The organism is Streptomyces sp. CNH287 (assembly GCF_000424825.1).
This window is the reverse complement of record NZ_AUKQ01000003.1, coordinates 90,937-113,888: the sequence shown is the minus strand read 5'-3', so window position 1 is coordinate 113,888 and position 22,952 is coordinate 90,937. Positions and strand designations below refer to the sequence as shown.

The 22,952-nt window shown below is 71.0% G+C and carries 22 protein-coding genes and 1 pseudogene; 6 read left to right on the top strand and 17 right to left on the bottom strand.

The features are described from left to right. Position 1: 1 nt before the first annotated feature. Positions 2 to 502 carry an Lrp/AsnC family transcriptional regulator gene (locus H299_RS0100425; protein ID WP_027746798.1) on the bottom strand — a complete coding sequence of 167 codons (501 nt, stop codon included), beginning with the start codon at positions 500 to 502 and terminating at the stop codon, positions 2 to 4. Between the two features lie 157 nt (positions 503 to 659). On the opposite strand from H299_RS0100425, the gene hppD reads away from it, so the two are divergent. Next, positions 660 to 1,805 carry a 4-hydroxyphenylpyruvate dioxygenase gene (gene hppD / locus H299_RS0100420; protein WP_027746797.1) on the top strand — a complete coding sequence of 382 codons (1,146 nt, stop codon included), beginning with the start codon at positions 660 to 662 and terminating at the stop codon, positions 1,803 to 1,805. 107 nt (positions 1,806 to 1,912) lie between these two features. Here hppD and H299_RS0100415 read toward each other — a convergent pair whose 3' ends face one another. Beyond that, positions 1,913 to 2,638, bottom strand: a complete 726-nt coding sequence (locus H299_RS0100415) for an ABC transporter permease (RefSeq protein WP_051262056.1) — start codon at positions 2,636 to 2,638, stop codon at positions 1,913 to 1,915. Between the two features lie 82 nt (positions 2,639 to 2,720). After that, on the bottom strand, positions 2,721 to 3,701 hold the full coding sequence (locus tag H299_RS0100410; protein WP_037757184.1) for a daunorubicin resistance protein DrrA family ABC transporter ATP-binding protein: 981 nt from the start codon (positions 3,699 to 3,701) through the stop codon (positions 2,721 to 2,723). Positions 3,702 to 3,839: 138 nt separating this feature from the next. Between H299_RS0100410 and H299_RS0100405 the strand changes: the two genes are divergently transcribed. Further along, positions 3,840 to 4,595: a TetR/AcrR family transcriptional regulator C-terminal domain-containing protein gene (locus H299_RS0100405; protein ID WP_037757183.1), complete on the top strand. Its 756-nt coding sequence runs from the start codon at positions 3,840 to 3,842 to the stop codon at positions 4,593 to 4,595. Positions 4,596 to 4,692: 97 nt separating this feature from the next. Beyond that, a complete protein-coding gene (locus tag H299_RS0100400) occupies positions 4,693 to 6,060 on the top strand; it encodes an FAD-linked oxidase C-terminal domain-containing protein (RefSeq protein WP_027746793.1) in 1,368 nt (455 codons plus the stop codon). A gap of 48 nt (positions 6,061 to 6,108) precedes the next feature. Here the strand turns inward: H299_RS0100400 and H299_RS0100395 are convergent, their stop codons facing one another. Beyond that, a complete protein-coding gene (locus H299_RS0100395) occupies positions 6,109 to 6,747 on the bottom strand; it encodes an HD domain-containing protein (protein ID WP_027746792.1) in 639 nt (212 codons plus the stop codon). Positions 6,748 to 6,818: 71 nt separating this feature from the next. Between H299_RS0100395 and H299_RS0100390 the strand changes: the two genes are divergently transcribed. Next, positions 6,819 to 7,787, top strand: coding sequence for a helix-turn-helix domain-containing protein (locus tag H299_RS0100390; RefSeq protein WP_027746791.1), 969 nt, complete (start codon positions 6,819 to 6,821; stop codon positions 7,785 to 7,787). A 36-nt stretch (positions 7,788 to 7,823) separates the two neighbouring features. Here H299_RS0100390 and H299_RS0100385 read toward each other — a convergent pair whose 3' ends face one another. From H299_RS0100385 to H299_RS31380, 9 genes are all read right to left on the bottom strand, one after another. After that, on the bottom strand, positions 7,824 to 8,792 hold the full coding sequence (locus H299_RS0100385; protein ID WP_078512352.1) for a S16 family serine protease: 969 nt from the start codon (positions 8,790 to 8,792) through the stop codon (positions 7,824 to 7,826). 22 nt (positions 8,793 to 8,814) lie between these two features. Then, on the bottom strand, positions 8,815 to 9,459 hold the full coding sequence (locus tag H299_RS0100380) for a helix-turn-helix domain-containing protein (RefSeq protein WP_027746789.1): 645 nt from the start codon (positions 9,457 to 9,459) through the stop codon (positions 8,815 to 8,817). 370 nt (positions 9,460 to 9,829) lie between these two features. Next, positions 9,830 to 11,611: a DEAD/DEAH box helicase gene (locus H299_RS0100375; RefSeq protein ID WP_027746788.1), complete on the bottom strand. Its 1,782-nt coding sequence runs from the start codon at positions 11,609 to 11,611 to the stop codon at positions 9,830 to 9,832. Positions 11,612 to 11,840: 229 nt separating this feature from the next. Continuing rightward, entirely contained in the window at positions 11,841 to 12,995 is a 1,155-nt protein-coding gene (locus H299_RS31385) for a putative sulfate exporter family transporter (RefSeq protein WP_078512351.1), read from the bottom strand. Continuing rightward, entirely contained in the window at positions 12,995 to 13,588 is a 594-nt protein-coding gene (locus H299_RS0100365) for a cysteine dioxygenase (RefSeq protein WP_027746787.1), read from the bottom strand. Before H299_RS0100365 ends, H299_RS31385 begins: the two co-directional genes overlap by 1 nt. Positions 13,589 to 13,742: 154 nt before the next feature. Further along, a complete protein-coding gene (locus tag H299_RS0100360) occupies positions 13,743 to 14,648 on the bottom strand; it encodes a LysR family transcriptional regulator (protein ID WP_027746786.1) in 906 nt (301 codons plus the stop codon). A gap of 85 nt (positions 14,649 to 14,733) precedes the next feature. Then, complete coding sequence (locus H299_RS0100355; RefSeq protein ID WP_027746785.1) at positions 14,734 to 15,117, bottom strand: type II toxin-antitoxin system death-on-curing family toxin; 384 nt, start codon at positions 15,115 to 15,117, stop codon at positions 14,734 to 14,736. Positions 15,118 to 15,122: 5 nt separating this feature from the next. Beyond that, on the bottom strand, positions 15,123 to 15,326 hold the full coding sequence (locus tag H299_RS0100350) for an Arc family DNA-binding protein (RefSeq protein ID WP_486587097.1): 204 nt from the start codon (positions 15,324 to 15,326) through the stop codon (positions 15,123 to 15,125). 38 nt (positions 15,327 to 15,364) lie between these two features. Beyond that, positions 15,365 to 16,927 (bottom strand): MFS transporter, encoded by a 1,563-nt coding sequence (locus H299_RS31380; RefSeq protein ID WP_078512350.1) that lies wholly within the window; start codon positions 16,925 to 16,927, stop codon positions 15,365 to 15,367. Positions 16,928 to 17,121: 194 nt separating this feature from the next. Here H299_RS31380 and H299_RS37235 point away from each other — a divergent pair, with 194 nt between their 5' ends. Then, entirely contained in the window at positions 17,122 to 18,408 is a 1,287-nt protein-coding gene (locus H299_RS37235; RefSeq protein WP_051261981.1) for a hypothetical protein, read from the top strand. Between the two features lie 37 nt (positions 18,409 to 18,445). Further along, positions 18,446 to 19,216 (top strand): hypothetical protein, encoded by a 771-nt coding sequence (locus H299_RS39800; protein WP_051261980.1) that lies wholly within the window; start codon positions 18,446 to 18,448, stop codon positions 19,214 to 19,216. Between the two features lie 105 nt (positions 19,217 to 19,321). Here H299_RS39800 and H299_RS38815 read toward each other — a convergent pair. The 4 genes and pseudogenes from H299_RS38815 to H299_RS31365 all read right to left on the bottom strand — a co-directional run. Next, positions 19,322 to 19,528, bottom strand: a pseudogene (locus H299_RS38815) (TIGR02677 family protein); the annotation flags it as partial. A gap of 62 nt (positions 19,529 to 19,590) precedes the next feature. Next, entirely contained in the window at positions 19,591 to 20,256 is a 666-nt protein-coding gene (locus H299_RS39415; RefSeq protein WP_158692240.1) for a hypothetical protein, read from the bottom strand. Positions 20,257 to 20,258: 2 nt separating this feature from the next. Then, positions 20,259 to 22,502, bottom strand: coding sequence for a hypothetical protein (locus H299_RS39410; RefSeq protein WP_158692239.1), 2,244 nt, complete (start codon positions 22,500 to 22,502; stop codon positions 20,259 to 20,261). Positions 22,503 to 22,514: 12 nt separating this feature from the next. Beyond that, positions 22,515 to 22,943, bottom strand: a complete 429-nt coding sequence (locus H299_RS31365) for a type VII secretion target (RefSeq protein ID WP_158692238.1) — start codon at positions 22,941 to 22,943, stop codon at positions 22,515 to 22,517. Positions 22,944 to 22,952 lie beyond the last annotated feature (9 nt).

Genomic DNA, 22,952 nt, shown 5'->3' with positions numbered 1-22,952 from the left:
TTCACCTGCTGTGATCACGCCGGTCCGCAGCCGCGCTCTCGCGGGCCGCCTGCCGCACCAGCGGCACCACGCGCAGCGGTACGGGGTTCTCCATCACGATCGCCGTCGACGCGCGCACAATGCCATCAAAGCCCACAACCCGGTCGATCACCCGCTGGAGATCGGCGTTCGAGCGGGCGACCAGGCGGCAGAGCATGTCCCCGTGGCCCGTGGTGGTGTGCAGTTCCAGCACCTCGGGGACGGTGGCCAAATGCGCCCGTACGTCCGCCCCCTGGCCCTGTTTGATCTCCAGCGTCGCGAAGGCGGTCACCGGGTAGCCGAGGGCCCCGGTGTCCACGTCCGGACCGAAGCCCCGGATTACGCCGGTCGACTGAAGCCGGTCCAGCCGCGCCTGCGCGGTGCCGCGCGCGACCCCGAGGCGCCGGGACGCCTCCAGCACGCCGATGCGCGGTTCTTCGGCCAGCAGCTCCAGCAGCCGCCCGTCCAGCTGATCGATCGCCATGGCGCACCTCTCGTCTCCGTACTCGCGCCCGCACAGGGCACCGGCCGACTGGTCATCCTGTGCAGATCGTCCGATATCACTCGGCTTCCATTGCACAGGTTGTCCAGCCCGAACGCGAACTGTTGCGCACCTTGTGGTTCGGCGGGAGCCTTCGCACATGACTGAGACCACGCACACAGCCCCCGACACCGCCCGGCAGGCCGACCCCTTCCCGGTGCACGGGATGGACGCGGTCGTCTTCGCCGTCGGCAACGCCAAGCAGGCGGCGCACTACTACTCGACCGCCTTCGGCATGCGGCTCGTCGCCTACTCCGGACCGGAGAACGGCAGCCGGGAGACCGCCAGTTACGTCCTGGAGTCCGGCTCCGCCCGCTTCGTCTTCACCTCCGTCATCAAGCCCGCGAGCGAGCACGGCCGGTTCCTCGCCGACCACGTGGCCGCGCACGGCGACGGCGTGGTCGATCTCGCCATCGAGGTGCCGGACGCCCGCGCCGCGCACGCCTACGCGGTGGAGCACGGCGCCACCAGCCTGGCGGAGCCGTACGTGCTGGAGGACGAGCACGGCTCGGTCGTCCTGGCCGCCATCGCCACGTACGGCGAGACCCGCCACACGCTGGTCGAGCGCGGCGGCTACAAGGGCGCGTACCTGCCCGGCTTCAGCGAGGCCGCCCCGATGGTCGCCCCGCCCCAGCGGCGCACCTTCCAGGCCGTCGACCACTGCGTCGGCAACGTCGAGCTGGGCCGGATGAACGACTGGGTGGCCTTCTACAACAAGGTCATGGGCTTCACCAACATGAAGGAGTTCGTGGGCGACGACATCGCCACGGAGTACTCCGCCCTCATGTCGAAGGTCGTCGCGGACGGCACCAAGAAGGTGAAGTTCCCGATCAACGAGCCCGCGATCGCGAAGAAGAAGTCGCAGATCGACGAGTACCTGGAGTTCTACGGCGGGCCGGGCGTGCAGCACATCGCGCTGGCCACCAACGACATCGTCGCCTCCGTGAAGGCCATGCGGGCGGCGGGCGTCCAGTTCCTGGCCGTGCCCGACTCCTACTACGACACGCTCGGCGAGTGGGTCGGCGACACCCGCGTCCCGATCGACGAGCTGCGCGAGAACCGCATCCTGGCCGACCGCGACGAGGACGGCTACCTGCTCCAGATCTTCACCAAGCCGGTCCAGGACAAGCCCACCGTCTTCTTCGAGATGATCGAACGGCACGGCTCGATGGGCTTCGGCAAGGGCAACTTCAAGGCGCTGTTCGAGGCGATCGAGCGCGAGCAGGACAAGCGCGGCAACCTCTGACGGCGGCGGGCCGACGGCCCCCTCCCCGGCCGCCGCCCCGTGCCCGTGCCCGTGCCCACGCCGCCGCCCGCCCCGCGCACCGGGGCGGGCGGCGGCGCGTCAGCACGTCAGCGCGTACGCCACCGGAAGAGGACGCGCGCCGCGAGCACCGCCACGGCGAGCATGCCGCCGCACCAGGCCAGCGCCTGCCACGGGGCGCCCCCGGTCGGCTGCGCCAGCAGCAGCCCCCGCAGTGCCTCGATGACCGGGGTGACCGGCTGGTTCTCGGCGAAGCCGTGCAGCCAGCCGGGCATGGTGTCGATCCGCACGAACGCGCTGCTCGGGTACGGCAGGAACATCACGAAGAAGGTGAACCCGCCCGCCGCCTCCGGTGAGCGCACCAGCAGGCCGATCGCGGCGGAGAGCCAGGACAGCGCCAGGATGTACGCGAGGAGCACCGCCACGGCGGCCAGCCAGCCGCCCGCCCCCGCGCCCGGCCGGAAGCCGATGGCGAACGCGACGCCGAAGACCACGGCCGTGGCGAAGCTGTTGCGCACGGCGCTGGCCAGCACGTGGCCGGTCAGCAGGGCCGTGCCGCCGACGTCCAGGGAGCGCAGCCGGTCGACGATGCCGTCCTTCATGTCCTCGCTGACGCTGACGGCCGTCGTGGAGGCGCCGAACCCGGCGCACAGGACGAGCACGCCGGGGACCACGTAGGTGACGTATTCGCCGCCGGTGTCGATGGCGCCGCCGAAGAAGTAGACGAAGACGAGCATCAGCAGCACCGGGAGCACCAGCGAGGTGATGACGGCGTCCACCTTGCGGGTGCTCAGCCGTACGCACCGGCCCGTCATGGTCAGCGCGTCGCGGGCGGTGCGGGCCGCCGGGGCGTCGCGGCGGCTCTTGCGGGCGGCGGTGCCGCGGGCGAGCACGGTCTCAGTCACCGGGAGCCTCCTTCGTGCGGCCGGTCAGCGTCAGGAACACCTCGTCGAGCGTGGCCCCGTGCAGCGCGAAGCGGGCCACGGCACTGCGGTCCGGGTCGATCTCGTCCAGCAGGGCCCGTACGTGGGCCGCGCTCCCGTCGGTGGCGACGCCGAGGGCCAGCCGCTCCGGTTCGTCGCGCACCACCCGGGCGCCCAGCAGGCCGCGGACCCGCCGCAGGGACGGCTCGTCGGCGAGCGTGAGATCCAGCCGGTGGTCCGCGAAGCCGCTCTTCAGCTCGGCGGGCGTGCCCTCGGCGATGAGGCGCCCGGAGTCCAGGACGGCGACCCGGTCCGCGAGCCGGTCGGCCTCCTCCAGGTACTGGGTGGTCAGGAACACCGTCACCCCCGACCCGGCCAGCGCCTCGACCACCTCCCACATGACCTGCCTGCTGCGCGGGTCGAGCCCGGTGGTCGGCTCGTCCAGGAAGAGCACCTCGGGGCGGCCCACCAGCCCGGCCGCGATGTCCAGCCGCCGCCGCATGCCGCCCGAGTACGTGCGCACGCGGCGCCCGCCCGCGCCGGCCAGCGCGAACCGCTCCAGCAGGTCCGCCGCCCGCTCCCGCGCGCCGGCGCGGGTGAGGCCGGTCAGCCGCCCGAGCATGCGGAGGTTCTCCTCGCCCGTCTGCTCCTCGTCCAGCGAGGCGTACTGGCCGGTGAGGCTGATCCGGCGGCGCACCAGGGCCCGTTCGGCCAGCACGTCGTGGCCCGCCACCCAGGCGCGGCCCGCGTCGGCCCGGTCCAGGGTGGCCAGGATGCGTACGGCCGTGGTCTTGCCCGCGCCGTTCGGGCCGAGCAGTGCGAAGACCTCGCCCTCGGCCACCCGCAGATCGATGCCGCCGAGCACGTTCACCGCGCCGAAGGACTTGCGCAGCCCTCGTACGTCGATCGCGCACCCGGCCACCGGGGCCGTACTTCGTCCGTCCCGTGCGCCCATCGCCTCCGCCTCTCACTCGCCGTTCCGCGACTACTGCGTAGCCCATACGCGCTACTGCGTATCGCATACACTTTACTGTGTAAGCTATACACAAATCTGATCGCGAGGTCAATCGCCGTAACGCGGAAGGGCAGTGGCATGGACGACCACTCGGACACCGGGCTGCCGCCCGGCCTCGCCCGGGCGTGGGGCCTCGACCCGCGCCCCGGCCGGGGACCCCGCCCCGGGCTCAGCACCGGCCGTATCGTCGACGCGGCGATCTCCGTGGCCGCCGCAGAGGGGCTGGCGGGCGTCTCGATGAGCCGCATCGCCGCCGAACTGGGCGTCTCCACCATGTCGCTGTACCGCTACGTCGGCTCCAAGGACGACCTGCTGGTCCTCATGGTCGACAGCGCCGCCGGCACCCCGCCGCCGGGCCCGCCGCCCGAGGACGGCTGGCGGCCCGCGCTCGCCTTCTGGGCGACGGCGCAGCGCGACGTGCTCCACCGCCACCTGTGGGCCCTGCGGGTCCCGATCACCGCGCCGCCCGCGACCCCGCACTCCGTCGCCTGGATGGAGCGGGGGATGGCCTGCATGCGGGCCACCGCCCTGGCCCCGTACGAGAAGCTCGGCGTGATCAACCTGGTCGGCGGCTTCGTCCGGCAGGAGGCCCGCCTGACCGCGGACATCGACGCGGCCCTCCGCGCCGCCGGCGCCGACAGCGCGACCGCCATGGCGGCCTACGGCCGGCTGCTGGCCACGCTCACCGACGCCGACCGCTTCCCGGAGATCACCTCCCTCCTGCGCTCCGCCGCCCTGGCCGAACCGGGGGGCGCGGACGACGACTTCCGCTTCGGGCTGGAGCGGGTGCTCGACGGCGTCGCCGTCCTGATCGCGTCCCGGGAGCCGGACTGAACAGGACTGAACAAGACTGACCCGGACTGAGCCGGTCGGGAGGGGCCGGGCCGTGGGCTCTGTTGCCCTGCCCACGGGTCGGTGCGACGCTGCTGCCATGAGCGCGCTCCTCGATCAGCTGCGGGAGGTGCTGCCCGCCGACGCGGTCATCACCGACCCCGACATCACGGCGTCGTACGCCCACGACATGGCCGGCTTCTGCCCGGCCGGCAGCTCGGCGGCGGTGGTGCTGCCGCGCACCGTCGAGGAGGTCCAGCACGTTATGCGCACCGCCACCGCGCTGCGGGTGCCCGTCGTGCCGCAGGGCGCCCGTACGGGCCTGTCCGGCGGGGCGAACGCGAGCGACGGCTGCATCGTGCTGTCGCTGCTGCGGATGGACCGGATTCTGGAGATCGACCCGGTGGAGCGGATCGCGGTGGTCGAGCCGGGCGTGGTCAACGCCCGCCTCTCCCGCGCGGCGGGCGAGCACGGCCTCTTCTACCCGCCGGACCCCTCCAGTTGGGAGGAGTGCACCATCGGCGGCAACATCGGCACCGCCTCGGGCGGTCTGTGCTGCGTGAAGTACGGCGTCACCGCCGAGTACGTGCTCGGCCTGGACGTCGTCCTGGCCGACGGGCGGCTGATGTCCACCGGCCGCCGCACCGCCAAGGGCGTCGCGGGCTACGACCTGACCCGGCTGCTGGTCGGCTCCGAGGGCAGCCTGGGCATCGTCGTACGGGCGACGCTCGCGCTGCGCCCCCGGCCGCCCGCGCAGCTCGTGCTCGCCGCAGAGTTCCCCTCGATGGCGGCGGCCGGTGACGCGGTCTGCCGCATCATGGAGCACGGGCACACCCCGTCGCTGCTGGAGATCATGGACCGCACCGCCCTGCGCGCGGTCAACAAGCTGACCCGCATGGGCCTGCCGGAGTCCACCGCGGCGCTGGTGCTCGCCGCGTTCGACACCCCCGACCCCGGCTCCGACCTGGCCGCCGTCGGCGAGCTGTGCACCGCGGCCGGGGCCACCGAGGTGGTGCCCGCCGAGGACGCCGCCGAGGCCGAACTGCTGCTCCAGGCGCGGCGGATGGCGCTGGTCGCGCTGGAGAAGGTGACCGGCACGATGCTCATCGACGACGTCTGCGTGCCCCGCAGGCAGCTGGCCGCGATGCTCGACGGCGCCGCGGCCGTCGGCGAGAAGTACGGGCTGACCATCGGCGTCTGCGCGCACGCGGGCGACGGCAACACCCACCCCGTCGTCTGCTTCGACCCGAAGGACGAGGACGAGGCCCGCCGCGCCCGCGAGTCCTTCGACGCCATCATGGCCCTCGGCCTGGAGCTGGGCGGCACGATCACCGGCGAACACGGCGTCGGCGTGCTGAAGAAGGAGTGGCTCGCCCGCGAACTGGGGCCGGTGGGGCTGGAGATGCAGCGCGGGATCAAGCAGGTCTTCGACCCGCTCGGCCTGCTCAACCCCGGCAAGCTGTTCTGAGACCGCGGCGCGCCCGCCGCACCGGGGCCGGTGGCGGCGGGCAGGCCGTCACTCGGCCCAGGGGTGGGCGGCAGCGGCAGCGATGAGTTCGAAGCTGCTGATGCCCTCCGCCTGGCGCTCCCGCAGCAGTTCGCCGCCGACCGTGTAGCGGGAGCCCGCCGCGTCCGACCGGGCGGCCCGCTCCACGATGGCGTCCACCAGCGAACGCACCATGGAGAGCCGGGGATAGGCGGCGTGAATCCGCTGCTCCCACGCGGAGACGACCTCCGCGCCGTACCCGAAGTCGATGGCCACGCCGCCGCGGGTCAGGTAGGCCAGCAGCCCGCGGCGCTCGGCGATGCCGGCCGAGGTGTGCAGGGCGATCGCCTCCCACACGCGGTCGGCGTCCGCCTCGGGCACGCCGTGCTCGCGCAGCAACTCCGCCGCCAGGTCGGCGCCCTCCACCTCGAAGCGGGCCGCGCCCTTGGCGAGGTCGCCGGTGCCCAGATCGTGCAGGAGCGTCGCGGCGAAGAGCAGCTCCCGGTCGTAGTCGGCGTCCGCGAGAGCGCCCTCGTCGGCGGCGAGGAGCTGGGCGAAGAAGAAGCTGCGCACGCTGTGGTTGGCCAGCGCGGGGGTCTCGCTGGTACGCACGGTGGACAGGATGGCCTCGGCCAGGGGGCCCGTGGGCAAGTCGAGTGAGAAGTCCATGTCCGCACGCTACGAAGCGGGCGCGTACCCTCGACAGTGGCCCGTGTGCCCCACCTCGCTAGGATCGGGCCATGACGACCCAACAGGGCCACCCGGTCGCGGTGTTGGCGCTTCCCGGCGTCCTGCCGCTCGACCTCGGCATACCGGTGCAGACCCTCGGGATCGACCCGCTCTACCAAGTCACCGTCTGCGCCGACCCGTCGGCCGGTCCGGTCCGCAGCGACGGGTTCACCGTGGCCGCGCCCGCCGGGCTGGAGGCGCTGCGCAGGGCCGGGACCGTCGTCGTCCCCGGCTACCGGCCCCCCGACGCCCCGCTCCCCGGGAGCACCCTGCGTGCGCTGCGCGCGGCACACGCGCGCGGGGCGCGGCTGGTGTCGATCTGCACGGGGGCGTTCGCCCTCGCGGCCACCGGGCTGCTCGACGGCCGCCCCGCGACGACCCACTGGCAGCAGGCCGCCCTGCTGCAACGCCGGTACCCCCGGATCGACGTCCGGCCGAACCAGCTCTACGTCGACGACGGCGACATCCTCACCTCCGCCGGCGTGACCGCGGGCGTCGACCTGTGCCTGCACCTCGTCCGGCGGGACCACGGCACCGCGGCCGCCAACGCCCGCGCACGGCTGCTCGTCGCCCCGCCCCAGCGCTCCGGCGGGCAGGCGCAGTTCATCGACCGCTTCCGCCCGTCCGCCCGCGGTACGGACCTCGCGGCCGTCCGCACCTGGATGCTCGACAACCTCGCCCGCCCCCAGACCGTGGACGAGCTGGCGCACCGCGCGCACATGTCCCGCCGGACCTTCAACCGGCGCTTCCAGCAGGAGACGGACAGCTCACCGATGGCCTGGCTGACCGCCGCCCGCGTGGACTGGGCGCGCGAACTGCTGGAGAGCACCGCCGCACCCGTCGAACGGGTCGCCCGCCTCAGCGGCCTGGGCAGCCCCGCCGCCTTCCGGGCGGCCTTCCACCGCCACGTCGGCACCTCGCCCGCGGGCTACCGGGCCACCTTCCGGGCCCGCTGCCCGGACGCCGCGGCGACACCGTGAGCGGGTGCGGACGCGCTCAGCGGGACGGGGCGCCGCTCAGCACGACGGGACCTTGCCGCCGTCGCCGTCCTTGAGCGCCTTCAGCGCGTCCAGCGCCCCGTCCAGCGTCGTCACCGGCACGAGCCGCAGCCCCTCGGGCAGTTCGCTCTGCGCGTCCGCGCACTCGTCCTTGGGGACGAGGAAGACGGACGCCCCGTCCCGCCGGGCCGACTGCGTCTTGAGGGCCACGCCGCCGACCGGCCCCACCTCGCCGCCCGCCGTGATGGTGCCCGTCCCGGCGACCGTACGGCCGCCGGTGAGGTCGCCGCCGCGTCCGTCGCCGTCGAGCTTGTCGATGATGCCGAGCGTGAAGAGGAGACCGGCGCTGGGCCCGCCCACATCAGCCAGCTTCAGGTCCACCCGCACCTCGTCCGGGGAGAGCTTCAGCTCGCGCAGCGCGGCCTGGACGGCGACGTTCTGCGACTTCCGCATCTCCGCCGCGTTGTGCTCGGAGACCTCCTCGGGGGTGTCGCCGACCGGATAGACCGAATCGCGCGGCATCACCGCCCGGTCCGTCGAGAACCAGTCCCGGACCAGCTGGGGCAGCCGTACCGACTCGTCGGGCTGGGTCGCCGCGATGGTGGTCATCAGCAGCTCGCCCTCGGTCTTACGCGGCTCCTCGCCGGAGATGGTGATCACCTGCTCGCCCTCGTGCTCGCCGAGCACGTCCGCGGTGAGACCGGGCTGCGCGACCGAGAACGGCAGCGGGACCAGCGCGGCCACCGCGAACAGCGCAACGACGGGCAGCGCGCAGACGGCGAGCACGCGGGGGCGGCTGCGCAGCGAGAGGCGGGCGGAGAGGGACGGCGCGGGCTCCGGCCTCGGCGCAGGCTCCGACTTCGGCGCGTCCGCCGGCTTCCGCGCGGGCTGAGGCGCGGAAGCCGGCGAGGCCGAGTCCGGCCGGGACGGCTGCGACCGCTTATCGGGTGCGGACTGCCGGGATGACTTGGGCGGCTTGGGCGGCATGGGAAGAATCTAATTCACCGGCTCACCGCAGTGCGTCGGCGACCTCCTTCGCCGCGCAGACGACGCGGTCGCCGACCTTCGGCGGCACCGAGTCGGCCAGCATCACGACCCCGACGCTGCCCTCCACGCCGAGCACCCCCAGCATCGGCGCCGCCGCGCCGCTGGCCCCGGCCTCCAGCTCGCTGTGAGTGAGCACGTAGCCGGGCCCCAGCTCGTGCTCCGGGTCGCGGCCCGAGAGGATCGCCCGGCCCGCCGCGCCGCGGTCCAGGGGATGGCGGAACCCGGTGCGATAGGCCACGTGGTAGTCCGTCCAGCTCGGTTCGACGACGGCGACGGCCAGCGCGTCGGCCCCGTCCGCGAGGGTGAGATGCGCGGTGGCACCGACCTCCTCGGCGAGGGCGCGCAGCGCGGGCAGTGCCGCCTCCCGTACCAGCGGGTGCACCTGGCGGCCCAGGCGCAGCACGCCGAGACCGACCCGGGCACGGCCGCCGAGGTCCCGGCGTACCAGCGAGTGCTGTTCCAGCGTGGCGAGCAGCCGGTAGACGACCGTACGGTTGACGCCGAGCCGGTTGGACAGCTCGGTGACCGTGAGGCCGTGGTCGGTGTCGGCGAGCAGTTTGAGGACCCGAAGTCCCCGGTCGAGCGTCTGAGAAGTCTCCGCGGTCACGACGCCCCCTCCTCGGGTGAGTGGCGGCGGCCCCGGCGCGGGATATGCGGCGCTGCCGTCCTTGGGCAGCGTCGCTCCTCCACGCAGAGAGCCGCCGGCCGAAGTGGCACTGGCAGTACGTCCATACGTCACCGGCTGCGCTCCGAGGCGGCGCTGCCACGGGGCGTGTGCGTGTGCGGAAACTTAGCGATCGATACCGCTCACCGGAAGAGTCCGTCCAGAATCCGGTCAATGCTGGACCGATTTGCCGCAAATGAGAGCCCGAAAGTCGGACGTTCACCCCCTCGCACGCGCCCCCGCGACCCGTGTGAACCAGCCACGCGCCCCTTCCCCGCGCGGCGGGTCACCCCGGCGTACCACCCCGGCGGGATCACCGCATCCGGGTGGCCCACTCCCGCACCTTGCCGATGCGCTGCCGCAGCTGCCCGGCCGTCGCCTCGGCCGCGGGCGGGCCGCCGCAGCTGCGGCGCAGCTCCGTGTGGATCACCCCGTGCGGCTTGCCGCTCTGGTGGACGTACGCGCCGACGAGGCCGTGCAGCTCCTTGCGCAGCTCCATCAGCTCCTTGTGGCTCACCACCGGCCGCCGGTCCGCGGGCAGCTCCAGCAGGTCCGCCTCCTCGTCCGGCTTCTTGCGGCTGTGCGAGATCTGCCGGGCCTGCCGCTTCTGGAGCAGCATCTGCACCTGGTCGGGCTCCAGCAGTCCGGGGATGCCGAGGTAGTCCTGCTCCTCCTCGCTGCCCGGGTGCGCCTGCATGCCGAACTCGGCGCCGTCGTACATGACCCGGTCGAAGACCGCGTCGGACTCCAGGGCCTCGAAGGGCAGTTGGTCCTCGCCGTCGCCGGTGTTCTCGTCCTGCTCGCGCTCGGCCTCGGCCAGCAGCCGGTCCTCCTCGGCGTACGGGTCCTCGGGGTCGTCCTTCTTCGGCTTGTCCAGGACGTGGTCCCGCTCCACCTCCATCTCGTGCGCGAAGGTGAGCAGCGTGGGGATGGTCGGCAGGAAGACGGACGCCGTCTCGCCGCGCCGCCGCGACCGTACGAAACGGCCCACGGCCTGCGCGAAGAAGAGCGGCGTGGAGATCGTGGTCGCGTAGACGCCGACGGAGAGCCGAGGCACGTCCACGCCCTCCGAGACCATCCGCACCGCGACCATCCACCGGTCCTCGGAGTGCCGGAAGTCCTCGATGCGCTGCGAGGCGCCGCCGTCGTCGGAGAGCACGACGGTGGGGCCGTGCCCGGTGATCTCGCGCAGCAGCTTCGCGTACGCACGCGCCGCGTCCTGGTCGCTGGCGATCACCAGCCCGCCCGCGTCCGGGACGGCCTTGCGGACCTCGGCCAGCCGCCGGTCGGCGGCGCGCAGCACCGCGGGCATCCACTCGCCGCGCGCGTCCAGGGCGGTCCGCCACGCCTGGGAGACGGCGTCCTTGGTCATCGGCTCGCCGAGCCGGGCCTCGATCTCGTCGCCCGCCTTGGTGCGCCAGCGCATGTTGCCGCTGTAGGAGAGGAAGATGACGGGCCGCACGACGCCGTCGCTCAGCGCGGTGCCGTAGCCGTAGGTGTAGTCGGCGACCGAGCGCCGCACTCCGTCGTTCCCCTCCGCGTACGCCACGAACGGGATCGGGTTCGTGTCGGACCGGAAGGGGGTGCCGGTCAGCGACAGCCGCCGGGTCGCGGGCTCGAACGCCTCCAGGCACGCCTCGCCCCAGGAGCGGCTGTCCCCGGCGTGGTGGATCTCGTCCAGGATCACGAGCGTCTTGCGCTGCTCGCAGCGGTTGCGGTGCAGCATGGGCCGCACGCCCACCCCCGCGTATGTCACCGCCACGCCGTGGTAGTCCCGGCCGACCGGCCCCGCGCTGTACTCGGGGTCGAGCCGGATGCCGACGCGGGCCGCGGCCTCCGCCCACTGCGACTTCAGGTGCTCGGTCGGCGCGACCACCGTCACCTGCTGGACGACGTGGTGGTGCAGCAGCCAGGAGGCCAGGGTCAGCGCGAAGGTGGTCTTGCCCGCGCCGGGTGTCGCGACGGCGAGGAAGTCCCGGGGCTGGTGCTGGAGATACTCCTCCATGGCGCCCTGCTGCCAGGCACGCAGCTTGCTCGCCGTGCCCCAGGGAGCACGGCCGGGAAAGGCCGGGGAGAGATGGGTGGTGGTAGTCACGGTCTCCGTCGCGGTCGCGGGTTCGCGCTGGCGCAGCGCGCACGGGCGCTGCTTCGTACGGCTGCTCCGTGCGGCATTCGGGCACCGCCGGGCGGCGGCCGTCGGTCCGTACGGGGCAACCGCGTCAGCCTACCCGCGCCGGGCCGTGCCGCTCCGGCGGAGCCGGAGGACGGGCGGCGGGTGCGAGACAGCTCACACCGGGGGGCGCCCAGTGGTGGCCGGGGGCGGCTCAGGCGGTGGCGAGCACCCCGGCGTACGACACTCCGGCGACCACGATCCACGAGCACAGGCCCAGCGCGGCGACCTTCTTGCCCGTACGGGCCAGGGTCGGCAGATGGACCGCGCTGCCCAGGCCGAAGAGCGCGGCGGCCAGCAGCAGTTCGCGCGCCTCGCCGGCGGTCTCCAGGGCGGCGGACGGCAGCAGCCCGGTGGTCCGCAGGCCGACGAAGGCGACGAAGCCCGCCACGAACAGCGGGACGAGCGGGGGGCGCTGCGCGGCCGCGGGGGCCGCGGTGGAGGCGGAGGCCGCGGTGGAGGCGGAGGCCGCGGCGGCGTGCGCGGCGGCCCGACGCCGTACGGACAGGACGACTGCGGCGACCAGCGGAGCGAGCAGCAGCACCCGCATCAGCTTGACCAGCACCGCCTCACCCAGCGCCCCGCCGCCCGCGGTGCCCGCCGTCGCCACCACCTGTCCCACGTCGTGCACCCCCGCCCCCACCCAGCGCCCGAACTCGGCGTCGGTCAGGCCCAGCGGGTGGTGCAGCAGCGGCAGTACGGCGATGGCGAGCGTCCCGCACAGCGTCACCAGCGCGACGGAGGTGGCCACATCGCGCTCGTCGCTCTCCCGCACCTCGCTGACCGCGCCGATCGCGGAGGCGCCACAGATCGAGTAGCCGGTGGCGATCAGCAGCGGCTGGTCGCCGTCGAGGCCCATCCGGCGCCCGAGCCACAGGGTGCCGCCGAAGGTCGCGGCCACCACCACGCACACCATCGCCACGGTGGCCCAGCCGACAGCCAGCACGTCCCCCATGCTCAGCTCCAGCCCGAGCAGCACGACCCCGACGCGCATCAGCCGCTTCCCGGCCAGCGACAGCCCGGGGCGCGCCGGGCCGCGTACCCACCCGCACACCCCGGGCACGTGCGCGGCCACGATGCCCAGCACCACGGCCGCCGTCAGCATCGGCACCGCGGGCAGCAGCAGATGCACCGCCACGGCCACCGCGACCCCGGCCAGCGCGAGCGCGAGTCCGGGCAGGGCGCTCGGGCGGCGCGGGCGGGGAGCGCCCGGGGCGGGGCGGGGCGCGCGGACGGAGGGGAGCGCTCGGGACGTACGGGCCGGTGCGGCCGGGCGCGCGGCGGCCGTACGGTCCGAGAGCAGCGACATCAGCTGTCTGCGGGCAGGTCGTACACCCGCCGGACGCTGGTGCCCAGCCGGGAGATGTCGGCGCCGTAGAGGTGGAGGGAGACGGCCTTCTCCTGGCAGCCGTTCCACACCCGGTGGATGTCGCCGGGCGGTGCGAAGCCGCAGACGGAGCCCTGCGGGTTGACCACGTCCTCGGTCGCGACGAGCCGCGCGGGCGCGCCGTCGGCCGCCGCCGGTATCAGCCGGTAGCGGCGCTCGTGCTCCTCGCCCTGGTGGACGCCCGTGACGCACCAGGAGACATGGTCGTGTACGGGCGTCCGCTGCCCCGGCAGCCAGACGAGCGCGACGAGGGAGAAGCCGCCGCCCGGCTCGGCGTGCAGCAGGTGCTGGCGGTAGGCCGCCGCGTCGGCCTCGTGGTGCTCGGCCGCGAGCAGGTCGGCCGCGCCCAGGTGGGGGGCGAGCTTCTCACCGACCAGATACGCGGTCACGTCGGGCGCCAGGCCGCGCCCCACGACCTCGCGCACCTCGGCGACCAGGGCACCGAGGCGCTCGGTGGCGGGACGGGCACCGGCGGGCGCGGTGCCGGGGGTGCGGGTGTCGGTGGAAGCAGCCATGTTCGCAGCGTGACGTGATCATTCCATCACGTCCAACGACGGTTTCTTCGCCTTTTCCCAAGCAGTGCTTATACCTGAGCCTCGGCCCTGACGCCCCTCACCGCCCTGACTGCCCTCACCGCCCCGACTGCCCCCACTGCGGACCGGGCCCCGCTCAGCAGCCGACCCGGTTCGCGGCGACCACCTTGAGGCTGTCCGTCACCCGCGCGGTGGCCGGGATCTCCAGGTGCTCCCGCAGCACGTACGCGGAGACCTGCCTGCGCGACGCCGGGTCCAGCGGGCGCCCGGTCACCCGCTCGTGCGCCAGGAAGGACAGCACCAGCCCGGGGACCATCGCGATCCCCAGCCCCTCGGCGACCAGGCTCTGGATGACGAGGTTGTCGTCCGTGGTGAAGACGACGTCCGGGGCGAAGCCCAGCTCGGCGCACTCGTGCAGGAAGTTGCTCCGGCAGCGCAGGCACCCGGCGATCCACCGCTCGCGGGCCAGCTCGTCCAGCTTGACGGCCCGCCGCCGGGCCATCGCGTGCCCCACGGGCAGCAGCACGGTCAGCTGGTCCTCCATGAGCGGGATCTCCACCAGCTCCGGCGGCACCTGCTCGCGCAGGCCGGGATAGGTGAAGGCGAGGCTGATGTCGCACTCGCCCCGCACGAGCCGCTCCAGCGAGTCAGGCGGCTCGCTCTCCTGCAACTCCACCCGTATCCCCGGGTGCTCGACGGCCAGCCGCGCCAGCGCCTCCGGCACCAGCGTGGCCCCGGCGCTGGGGAACGCGCAGACCCGCACCCGCCCCGAGCGCAGGCCGGTGATCGCCGACATCTGCTGCTGGGCGGCCTCGATGCTCGCCAGGATCACCCCGGCGTGCCGGGAGAGCGCCTCGCCCGCCTCGGTCAGCCGCATCCGCCGCCCGGCCCGGATGAACAGCGGCGTACCCACGGCCCGCTCCAGGGCCTTCATCTGCTGGGTGATCGCGGGCTGCGTGTACCCGAGCGCCCGGGCCGCCGCCGAGTACGAACCGGACCGCACGACCTCGTCGAACGTCCTGATGTGCCGCGAGTCGAACATGGGGGCACCATAAGCAGATTTTGAGGGCCGGAGGCAATCCCCTGAGGGGAGTTTGGGGATCGCCCGTCCCGACCCTGCCTGCGTCTCAGCTCTCGGCGTGCAGCTTCCGCAGCACGCCCGCAATCCGGGGCACGTCCTCCTCCTTGCCCGCCGCGATGTCGATCACCACGCCGTACGCCTGATCCTGGTCGACGTCGACCATCTCCGCGCCGTTGACGTCGAGGAACACCACCGTGCACATCCACGCCGTGCGCTTGTTCCCGTCCACGAACGGATGGTTGGCAGTGAGGGATTGCAGCAGGGCCGCCGCCTTCTCCCAGAGGTCCGGATACGCCTCCACCCCGAACATCTGCGACTGCGGCCGGTGCAGTGCCGAACCCAGCAGACCGAGATCACGAAGCGCGACCTCCTGACCCGCACAGGCGAACTCGGCCAGGTCCAGGGCCTCCTGGACCGTCAGGTACTTCACGTGCGCTACTCCCCCAGCTTCCGCAGCAGATCGGCGTGCTTCACCGCGTACTTGGCGCCGAGCTTGCGGACCGTCTCCCGGTCCGCCTCATCGGCCAGATAGCGCTCTATCGCCCTCACAGCCACCGCGTGCATGCTGCGCCCTTCGCTCTCCGCCCGCTGCTTCAGCGACTCCTGGATCTCATCCGGCAGTCTCAAATTCATAGCCATACCACAACGGTACCATTCATGACCCCATAGCGATACCATTAATCCCGCGTCCGCAGCCGCCCCGCCACCAGCAAGCCCACCGCCGCGACGGCCGCCGATATCGCGTAGACCGCCACGAAAGCCCCCGGCTGCGCGCTGCCGCCCACCGCCTCCGCCGCGTCGCCCGCGCCGTGCCCCACGCTCACCGAGCCCCCGCCCAGCGCCGCGAACGCCGCACCCGTGACCGCGAGCAGCACGATGTTGGAGAGCCCGTCCGAGGTCTGGAGGGCCGCCGAGTTCGCACCGGCCTCCTCGGGCGCGGAGAGTTCGAGCAGCAGCACACTGGTGGACGAGAGCACGAGCCCCATCCCGTAGCAGCCCAGCGCCATCAGCACGGCCAGCGTCCACACCGGCACGCTCTCCACCAGCACCACCGGCACGTACGCGATCGAGATCGTCACCAGCACCATGCCCAGCCGCACGAAGCCCAGCCGGTGCGGCCGTACCCGCGGCCGGGACTGGGTGAAGGAGCCCAGCGCCCACGTCGCCCCGCCCGCCGCGAGGGTGAGCCCGGCCATCGTCACCGACAGCCCGCGCTGGGTGACCAGCATCAGCGGCACGAAGCTCTCCGCGACGATGAACGACCCGGCCGCCACCCCCCGCAGCAGCACCACGGCGGGCAGCCCGCGCGCCGCGCGGTAGGTGCCGCGCGGCAGCAGCCGCAGCGCGGCGGGCACCAGCAGCGCCGCGCCCGCGACCGCCGGAATCGCCGAGAGGGGGCGCAGATCCTGCCCCGCGTACTGCAGCAGTCCCGCGCCCACGGCCACCGCGAGCGCCAGCCGCAGCCGCCGCCGGTCGGGGGGCTGCCCCGCGTCCGCCCCCTCCGGCGGACCGGACGCGCGCCGGCGCAGCGGCGGCAGCATCGCCACCAGCGGCAGCGCCACCAGCGCCGGGATGCCGAGGAAGACCCAGCGCCAGCCCAGCGCCTCGGTGACGGTGCCCGCGATCAGCGGGCCGACGACGGCGGGCACCACCCAGGACGTGGCGAAGGCGGCCATCACGGTGGGCCGCAGCCGTTCGGGATAGGCGCGACTGACCGTGACGTAGAGCGCCACGATCACCAGGCCACCGCCTATGCCCTGCACCGCACGGCCCAGGATGAAGACCCACATGGAGACCGCCGTGCCGGAGAGCGCCAACCCGACGGCGAAGGCGCCGATGCCGGTGGCCAGCGGCGGCAGCGGGCCCCGGCGGTCGGACCACTGGCCGGAGACGGTGATGCCCAGGAGGCTGGTGGTGAAGTACGCGGAGAAGACGAAGGCGTAGAGGGACACGCCGTCCAGCTCGTCCGCCGCGACGGGCATCGCGGTGCCGACGGCGGTGGCCTCGAAGGCGATGAGCAGCACCACCGAGACGATGCCCAGGGTGAGCGCCCGGTGCGCCGGACCGAGCACACCGCCGGCCGGCGGCGGGCCGTCGCCGCCCGCGCCCCGGCCGCCCGCCGGCTGCGGCGCTGCCGCCGTCTTCCCCGCCGCCGCTGTCGCGGCAGCTTCCGCCACGTCACCCACCCCACCGGGCGACGCGCCTTGCGCCCCGCCGCCTGCCTCACCTGTCACCGCCATCCGGCCAAGGTACGGCCCGGAACCCACCGCTGCACCTGTCCCTGGGACCGGCCGACCTGGGCCGTTGGGCCTAGTCCGCGTTCGTGAGGGGTTCATGAGGGGGATCGACGGAGCGCTGTCAGCAGGCCATGGCACAGTTGAACGAGAGAAGGCTGAGCAACGGGGGGTTGAGCAGTATGGCTCGTCAGGTGTGGATGACCGGTGAAGTGCGGGACTGGCTGCGGGCGTTGATCCACGCCGAGTCGCCGCTCGCCCGGCACGCGGGCGGAGCCGTCGTCGCACTGCTCGAGCGGGGCCCGTCCATGGGCCCGCCGCTGGTCGCGGCGCTGCCGCCCGCCCTCGCGCTGTCCGCCTCGGCGGAGGCCGGCGCCCACGCGCACCAGCGCCAACTCGAACTGCTCCAGCAGATGCGCCGGGCGCACTCCGACGTGATCGTGGCCTGCCGCCTACTGGAGGAGGAGATCGAGCGCCTGGGGGAGGCGAAGCGGCAGCGCGAGTCGCGGATAGGCCAGGCGCTCGCGAAGGACCGGTCGGACATCGCGTTCCGGGAGCGGGAGGAGGCGCGCGCCGCCGAGCAGCAGTCGGTGCGGGTGGGCGTGCGCCTGTCCCGTACGCGGGAGCAGGAGGAAGACCTGCGGCGGGTCATCCAGCGGGTGACGGCCCGGCTGGACGAGCTGTCGTCGCGGACGGTGGTCAGCGGGGCCACCCGTAACATCGCGGACGGCCTCCGCGGCGTCAACGACGCGCTGGCCGAGCTGGGCCTCCCGGAGACGCCGGGAGCCGGCACGGCCGCGGCCGAGGCGGCACTCGGCGAGGCGCAGTGGGAGGAGGCGGAACTGGACCGCTACGTCGCCGAACTGGAGGGCGAGGCGCGCACCCTGCTGGCCTGGGCGCCGCCGCCACCGCATCCGTCACCGCCGTCACCGCCGTCACCGCCCGCCTGCGAACGGCAGGAGGAGGGCCCGTTCCGCGAGCTGCGGCTGCGGGGGCACGGTTCGGGGCGGATTCTCTTCACCGTCGAGGCGGACGACACCCTCGCGCTGCTCGCCGCCGGAGCGGGCGAGGAGGACTGGGGCGCCTGGTACTGGCGGGCGCTCCCCCGGGCCCGCGGCCACCTCTCCGGCCCGGACGCGGAGGCGGCCCGGCCCCAGCGCCGGGTCTACGGCACGGAGGCGCTGCTCGCCGAGTTCTTCCCGGGCAACGCTTCGGTGATCCGCGTCGAGGCCGCCCGGCTGGCCCAGGCCAACCACGGCTGGGACCTGCCCGCGCTGCGGCGCCGGTCCGGGCTCACCCAGCACCAGGTCGCCCGCCAGCTCCAGCTTCAGGAGGAGGAGGTGGCCCTGATCGAGCGCAGGAATCCGGGGAACAGCGACATCTTCACCCTCGCCGCCTACTTCGAGGCGCTCGGCGGCAGCCTGGAGATCACCGCCCGCGTCGGCGGCTCCGGCCACACCTGGACCCTCCCACCGCCCGCGTCCTGACCCAGGCCCGGACCCAGACCTCCCGAGGGGGAAGCAGATGAACACCACGTGGGCCCTGTTGGTGGAGGAGAACCACGGCTACCGCGAGCGGTTCTGGACCTCCCGGGTCCTCGGCCAGGTCGAGGGCACCCGCGAGCAGGCCATGGCCGTACTGCGCGACCAGGCCCTGCGGTTCACACCCGAACACCCCAAGTCGGTGCGCCGCCGCAGACTGTTCCAGGAGGACCACGGGTTCCTGATGCTGCTGGAAGGCGCGACCGAGGACTTCCACTGCCGCTTCACCCTCTCCGCCCTGGTCCACGACAGCAGCGCGCCCTCACCCGATCGCCCGACGGACCCTCCGGAGCACCACGCGGGTCCCCCTGCCGCCCCTCCCGGCGCTGCCGCCCCGGCCGACCCGGACGCCTGGGACGCAGACGTCCCCGCCGTACCTTCCTGGCTCCGCCGCGACGACTCCCCCGCGCCCGCACCGGCACCCGAGGCGCAGCCCGCCACCGCGCCCCGGACTCCCCAGGGGGGTGCGTACCGCGAGTGGGGGCTGCTCGTCGAGGAGAACGAAGGCTTCAGCGGAGAACGTCGCGTCTGGAAGCCCCACGTGCTCGCCCACATGGAGGGCACCCGCGAGGACGCGATGGCCGCCCTGCTCGACCACGCCCGCCGCTACTCCCCCATGCACCCGGCCTCCCCCCGCAACCGCGTGCTGTACGAACACACCGACGGCTTCCTGCTGGTGGTCGAGGGCGCGATGCAGACCTTCCACTGCCGCTTCACCCTGGCCACCCTGATCCACAAGAGCGGCAGAAGTTGACGTCCTCCCCGCCTGAGGGCTCCTCCAGGGCCGACGGCCTGCAATGCGCCGCGCCAACGCCTCGTCATAGGCGGAGAACGCCTCCTCCGCCGCCTCGCCGGTATGGGTGAGCTGGTAGACGTAGCAGCGCCGGTAGAAGTTCTCGACTGCCGTGATCCGCCCCGTGTCCGGGTCGGCCCGGCAGATTCCCCCAGCCGACCAGCCGTTCCAGCGCGCGTATGAGCTCGTCCGCCTCGGTGGGCCGACGCTCGGCGGCAGCCCCGCGGGAAGGTGCGCTGACCGTGGTCTCCTGCTGGTCGCAGCCCTCGCCACGGCCGGGGGCCACCGCCCGCCTCACCAGCGACAGAACCACGTTTCCCCAAGGTCAAATCTGGTCATGCGTCCGACATGCTCGGAAGCTCCTCCGATGGATTCAGCGAGAGACCTGCGCAATCCATGACCTGTCGCGCTTCATGCGTCATCCGAATGGCGAGTGCGGCAAGATCCCGGCGCCTGTCATAATTATCGGGTTTATCAATCCAAAAAGAAGACACCAACACAGAAATATGATTATTCCCGTCATCCTTCCACCGCCCCTTGTTGCATTCTACGTAAATCGCCGCACTATCCTTCCATGCCACTCCCCTCTCACCGTAGGAAAATTTCGATACGCCATCCCGGCCGGATGGCTTCCCCTTGCGCTCCAGCTGTGACATCCACGACTCGATGGAACCTTGCGAACTTCTGGCTTCCATGACGATTAATCCGTTTTCGCCAGCAGACATACGGCAGGCCAGCGAGGTGGACCTGCCGTCATCTTCAGATTTCTCCATCCATCGGGAAGAGAACGTCTCGGCCGAGGGCAAGGACCGCCTCAACGGGCCGAGATCATCCCCGAACAGGCCCGGGCTGCAAACGTTTCCGACCGTGAGATCATCACGCACATCAGCTGACCCCTTCGGGCCACCGATAGCGAATATCACTCCTGCACCCAATATGAAGCTGACAACAGAGGCCGCAAGCAGCAGAGTTTTCTTAGATTCCATAAAAGAAAATCCCATGACTAAGAGCCACCTTCATTCTGAATGTTTACATATTCCTCCAAAAGATCCAAGCCTTGTCCGTTGCCTGCTCTTACAGCACTTTCGACAGCCCCCTCGATTTGATCCGCGGTCAACCCACTGGAGCTTATTTTGTCGGCTCCCATAGCCGCTGCCAGCGACGTGACAAGAGTAGAGTCCTTGTGACCTTCGATTCCCTCTGCGGCATCGTAGTAGGCGACTTCTGAGCTGTCCCTGGAATTATGCCCAATTATCTTGTCGATCACCTGACCACTGAGATCATCCGTAGCCGCGGCAGCCAGGGCTCCTCCAAGGGGCGAGGTAGCCGTACCGACAGCGGTCCCTACACTGACACTGGCTATCGTCTTGGCCCATTCACCAGTGGCAACCAGTTCTTTGTTGAAAGCCTCATCTCCCTCGGCTGAGGCCTGAAGATCTGAATTCATGCGTCCTTGACCAATGATTGCTTCGATCTCCGCCCCCTTTCTGACCACTTTCTCCAAATTCTCGCGCGCCGAGTCTTGCACTGCATCAGGATTAGCAAAATGATAGGTGATCATGTCGTTGGTGTACTGATGTTGACCGTAGTTGAGCGCCGCATAACCCTGTGGATTCTGTGAGAGTTCGTACAGGAATCGCGTCGTGTCTCTTTCCTCGAGATTCATAACGGCGCCCTGTGCTGGAAAGAGTCGCGATACTGAATCGCCTCCGTCATCACCGCCCGCCAGCGACTGGTGGATGTCTGGCATGAACTCGGCTGTCATCTTCGCAAGACGGCCGTGCATGCCGTTCTTCAACTCAATGTCATCTCCGGGGTCTGACACGCCCACCACAATGCGTTCCATGATTTTAGCCTGGGCTTCGCTGTGCGCGGGCTGCGTGGTCGTCGGGGGTTCGTCCGGGGGGTGGCCGGTGGTGGCGGAACTGAGCGCGTTCATCAGTGATTTATGACCCGCCAGGGTGTCCGGAGTTCCATTGCCAACTCCGTCCGCGGGCCAGTCACGCTCACTCATGAAGTATTCGAAATTCTCCTTGGACTTGAAGAAGTCGGTGGAAGCCTCAGGATTGTGACCAAGTGCTTCCATGAAGCCGGTCATGGGGTCCAGACCCTTGTCGTTTCCCGCTCCCATGCGGTCGGTCAGATCACCGTTGCCGAAGTTGAGTTCATAGTCGCCCGTACCATGAATCCACCTACCCTCCGGGTCACCGGAGTCCTTTTCTGCATCTCGCAGGGCAGCACCGTACTTCTTGAGGAAGTCTGTGTCGTACTTTCCCTCTCGCATCAGGTTGCTCATGATCTGGAAAGCGTAGGGTCCACCGACCTTGGTGGGGCCAAGCTCGATAACCTTTGCCTCCCAGCGGTCCATGGCAGGCGAGTCGTAGCGGGTGGCAGACGCCAGCGTGGTGCCCAGGTTGTCCTGCAATTTAGCCAACTGCTTCAGGCGCGCTTCGGTTCGGCTGGGTGCGGGGTCGGTCGAACCCTGACCCCTGTCGGCGTCAGCCATCATGGCCCAGAACTCAAGCGTGCCTTGGGCTCCCATTCCCCTGGCGAATTTCTGCCCGAAGTACGGATCCTCGCCGTGGCGCGCCAGATAGGTATTGAGCTCCTTGAGTTTCGAATAAGACATATCCGGGCCGAGTGCAGCAATTTCAATAGCAGCCTTGGCATCCCTGTCCGCGCCCGCACGGGCGTCTTCCAGGCTGGAGTAGGTACCGGAGTTAAACCCTTTGGCATCACCATTGTAGTCAGCAAGGAGAGCGATCCTGAGATTCTGATCAGCTGTTGTGGCTAATTCGATCGCCTGCTCAGTGCGTCGCTCATACGCGGCCCGGGCTTCAACCGTCGCCTTCACCAGTGCATTGACATCTTCATGCTCCGGGTTGATGTAGACTTTGCCATTCGCGTTGTTGAGTCTGTAGTAGTCGGTCGCATTTACCTCTTTCTCGATAGCCTCCAGGGCCTCTTTCGCAGAGCGAAAATGCGCCAACGCATCATCGAGAATGTTTCGGACTGCACCCGCTTCGGCAGCAGCCGCATCAATTTCCCGCTCAATTCCCCCCAGTTTCTTCAGTGCGGCGTCACAAGCCTCACCTTCCCAGTCGGAGTTTCTTAAACCAGTGGTCACTGTGGTTCGAAAATTCAACCCTATTTGCATGAACTGATCCGGAAGCCTGCCCCACTTGCTCACCGCTTCATCGAGAGGTGTGAGGTTGACGTTCTTTACGGTGTGATAACTCAGCTGCACTCGCTCGTCACCTCAGTCTTTTCCTGCTTCAGGTCCTGACCCCGACAAGGCGTCCGCGTGCCGCTTGTCCTCGGACTTGAAGTCCGTTGCAGCCGTCATCAGCGCCTTGGATGCACGCCGGAACATGCCGTCCATGTGCCTCATCTGCCCACGCCAACGCTTCTGGAAGTTGATGATCGCCTCGTCTGACGCGAAACCCTTCATGCTTCCGGGGACTTCTTCGGTTTCCTTCATCACCTTGTCATCGGCATCCGCGAAGTCCCCCATCACGATGTCAATCTTCCCCGCCCGTTCACGCAGGACAGCGCCAGTGACATGCAATGTCTGGCCCTGCCTGCCTGGGTGATACTCGCCATCAGGGGTCTGATTCAGCTGCATGCTGGTGGAGTGGCGTGCCTCGGCATCAGCAACCAACCGGCCCCACTCATCGTCGAAGGACATATCCCTCTC

Coding starts and splice junctions, on each gene's coding strand:
- H299_RS0100425 (WP_027746798.1), bottom strand. CDS start 502: ATGGCGATCGATCAGCTGGACGGGCGGCTGCTGGAGCTGCTGGCCGAA.
- hppD (WP_027746797.1), top strand. CDS start 660: ATGACTGAGACCACGCACACAGCCCCCGACACCGCCCGGCAGGCCGAC.
- H299_RS0100415 (WP_051262056.1), bottom strand. CDS start 2,638: ATGACGGGCCGGTGCGTACGGCTGAGCACCCGCAAGGTGGACGCCGTC.
- H299_RS0100410 (WP_037757184.1), bottom strand. CDS start 3,701: ATGGGCGCACGGGACGGACGAAGTACGGCCCCGGTGGCCGGGTGCGCG.
- H299_RS0100405 (WP_037757183.1), top strand. CDS start 3,840: ATGGACGACCACTCGGACACCGGGCTGCCGCCCGGCCTCGCCCGGGCG.
- H299_RS0100400 (WP_027746793.1), top strand. CDS start 4,693: ATGAGCGCGCTCCTCGATCAGCTGCGGGAGGTGCTGCCCGCCGACGCG.
- H299_RS0100395 (WP_027746792.1), bottom strand. CDS start 6,747: ATGGACTTCTCACTCGACTTGCCCACGGGCCCCCTGGCCGAGGCCATC.
- H299_RS0100390 (WP_027746791.1), top strand. CDS start 6,819: ATGACGACCCAACAGGGCCACCCGGTCGCGGTGTTGGCGCTTCCCGGC.
- H299_RS0100385 (WP_078512352.1), bottom strand. CDS start 8,792: ATGCCGCCCAAGCCGCCCAAGTCATCCCGGCAGTCCGCACCCGATAAG.
- H299_RS31385 (WP_078512351.1), bottom strand. CDS start 12,995: ATGTCGCTGCTCTCGGACCGTACGGCCGCCGCGCGCCCGGCCGCACCG.
- H299_RS0100365 (WP_027746787.1), bottom strand. CDS start 13,588: ATGGCTGCTTCCACCGACACCCGCACCCCCGGCACCGCGCCCGCCGGT.
- H299_RS0100360 (WP_027746786.1), bottom strand. CDS start 14,648: ATGTTCGACTCGCGGCACATCAGGACGTTCGACGAGGTCGTGCGGTCC.
- H299_RS0100350 (WP_486587097.1), bottom strand. CDS start 15,326: ATGGCTATGAATTTGAGACTGCCGGATGAGATCCAGGAGTCGCTGAAG.
- H299_RS31380 (WP_078512350.1), bottom strand. CDS start 16,927: ATGGCGGTGACAGGTGAGGCAGGCGGCGGGGCGCAAGGCGCGTCGCCC.
- H299_RS37235 (WP_051261981.1), top strand. CDS start 17,122: ATGACCGGTGAAGTGCGGGACTGGCTGCGGGCGTTGATCCACGCCGAG.
- H299_RS39800 (WP_051261980.1), top strand. CDS start 18,446: ATGAACACCACGTGGGCCCTGTTGGTGGAGGAGAACCACGGCTACCGC.
- H299_RS39415 (WP_158692240.1), bottom strand. CDS start 20,256: ATGGGATTTTCTTTTATGGAATCTAAGAAAACTCTGCTGCTTGCGGCC.
- H299_RS31365 (WP_158692238.1), bottom strand. CDS start 22,943: ATGTCCTTCGACGATGAGTGGGGCCGGTTGGTTGCTGATGCCGAGGCA.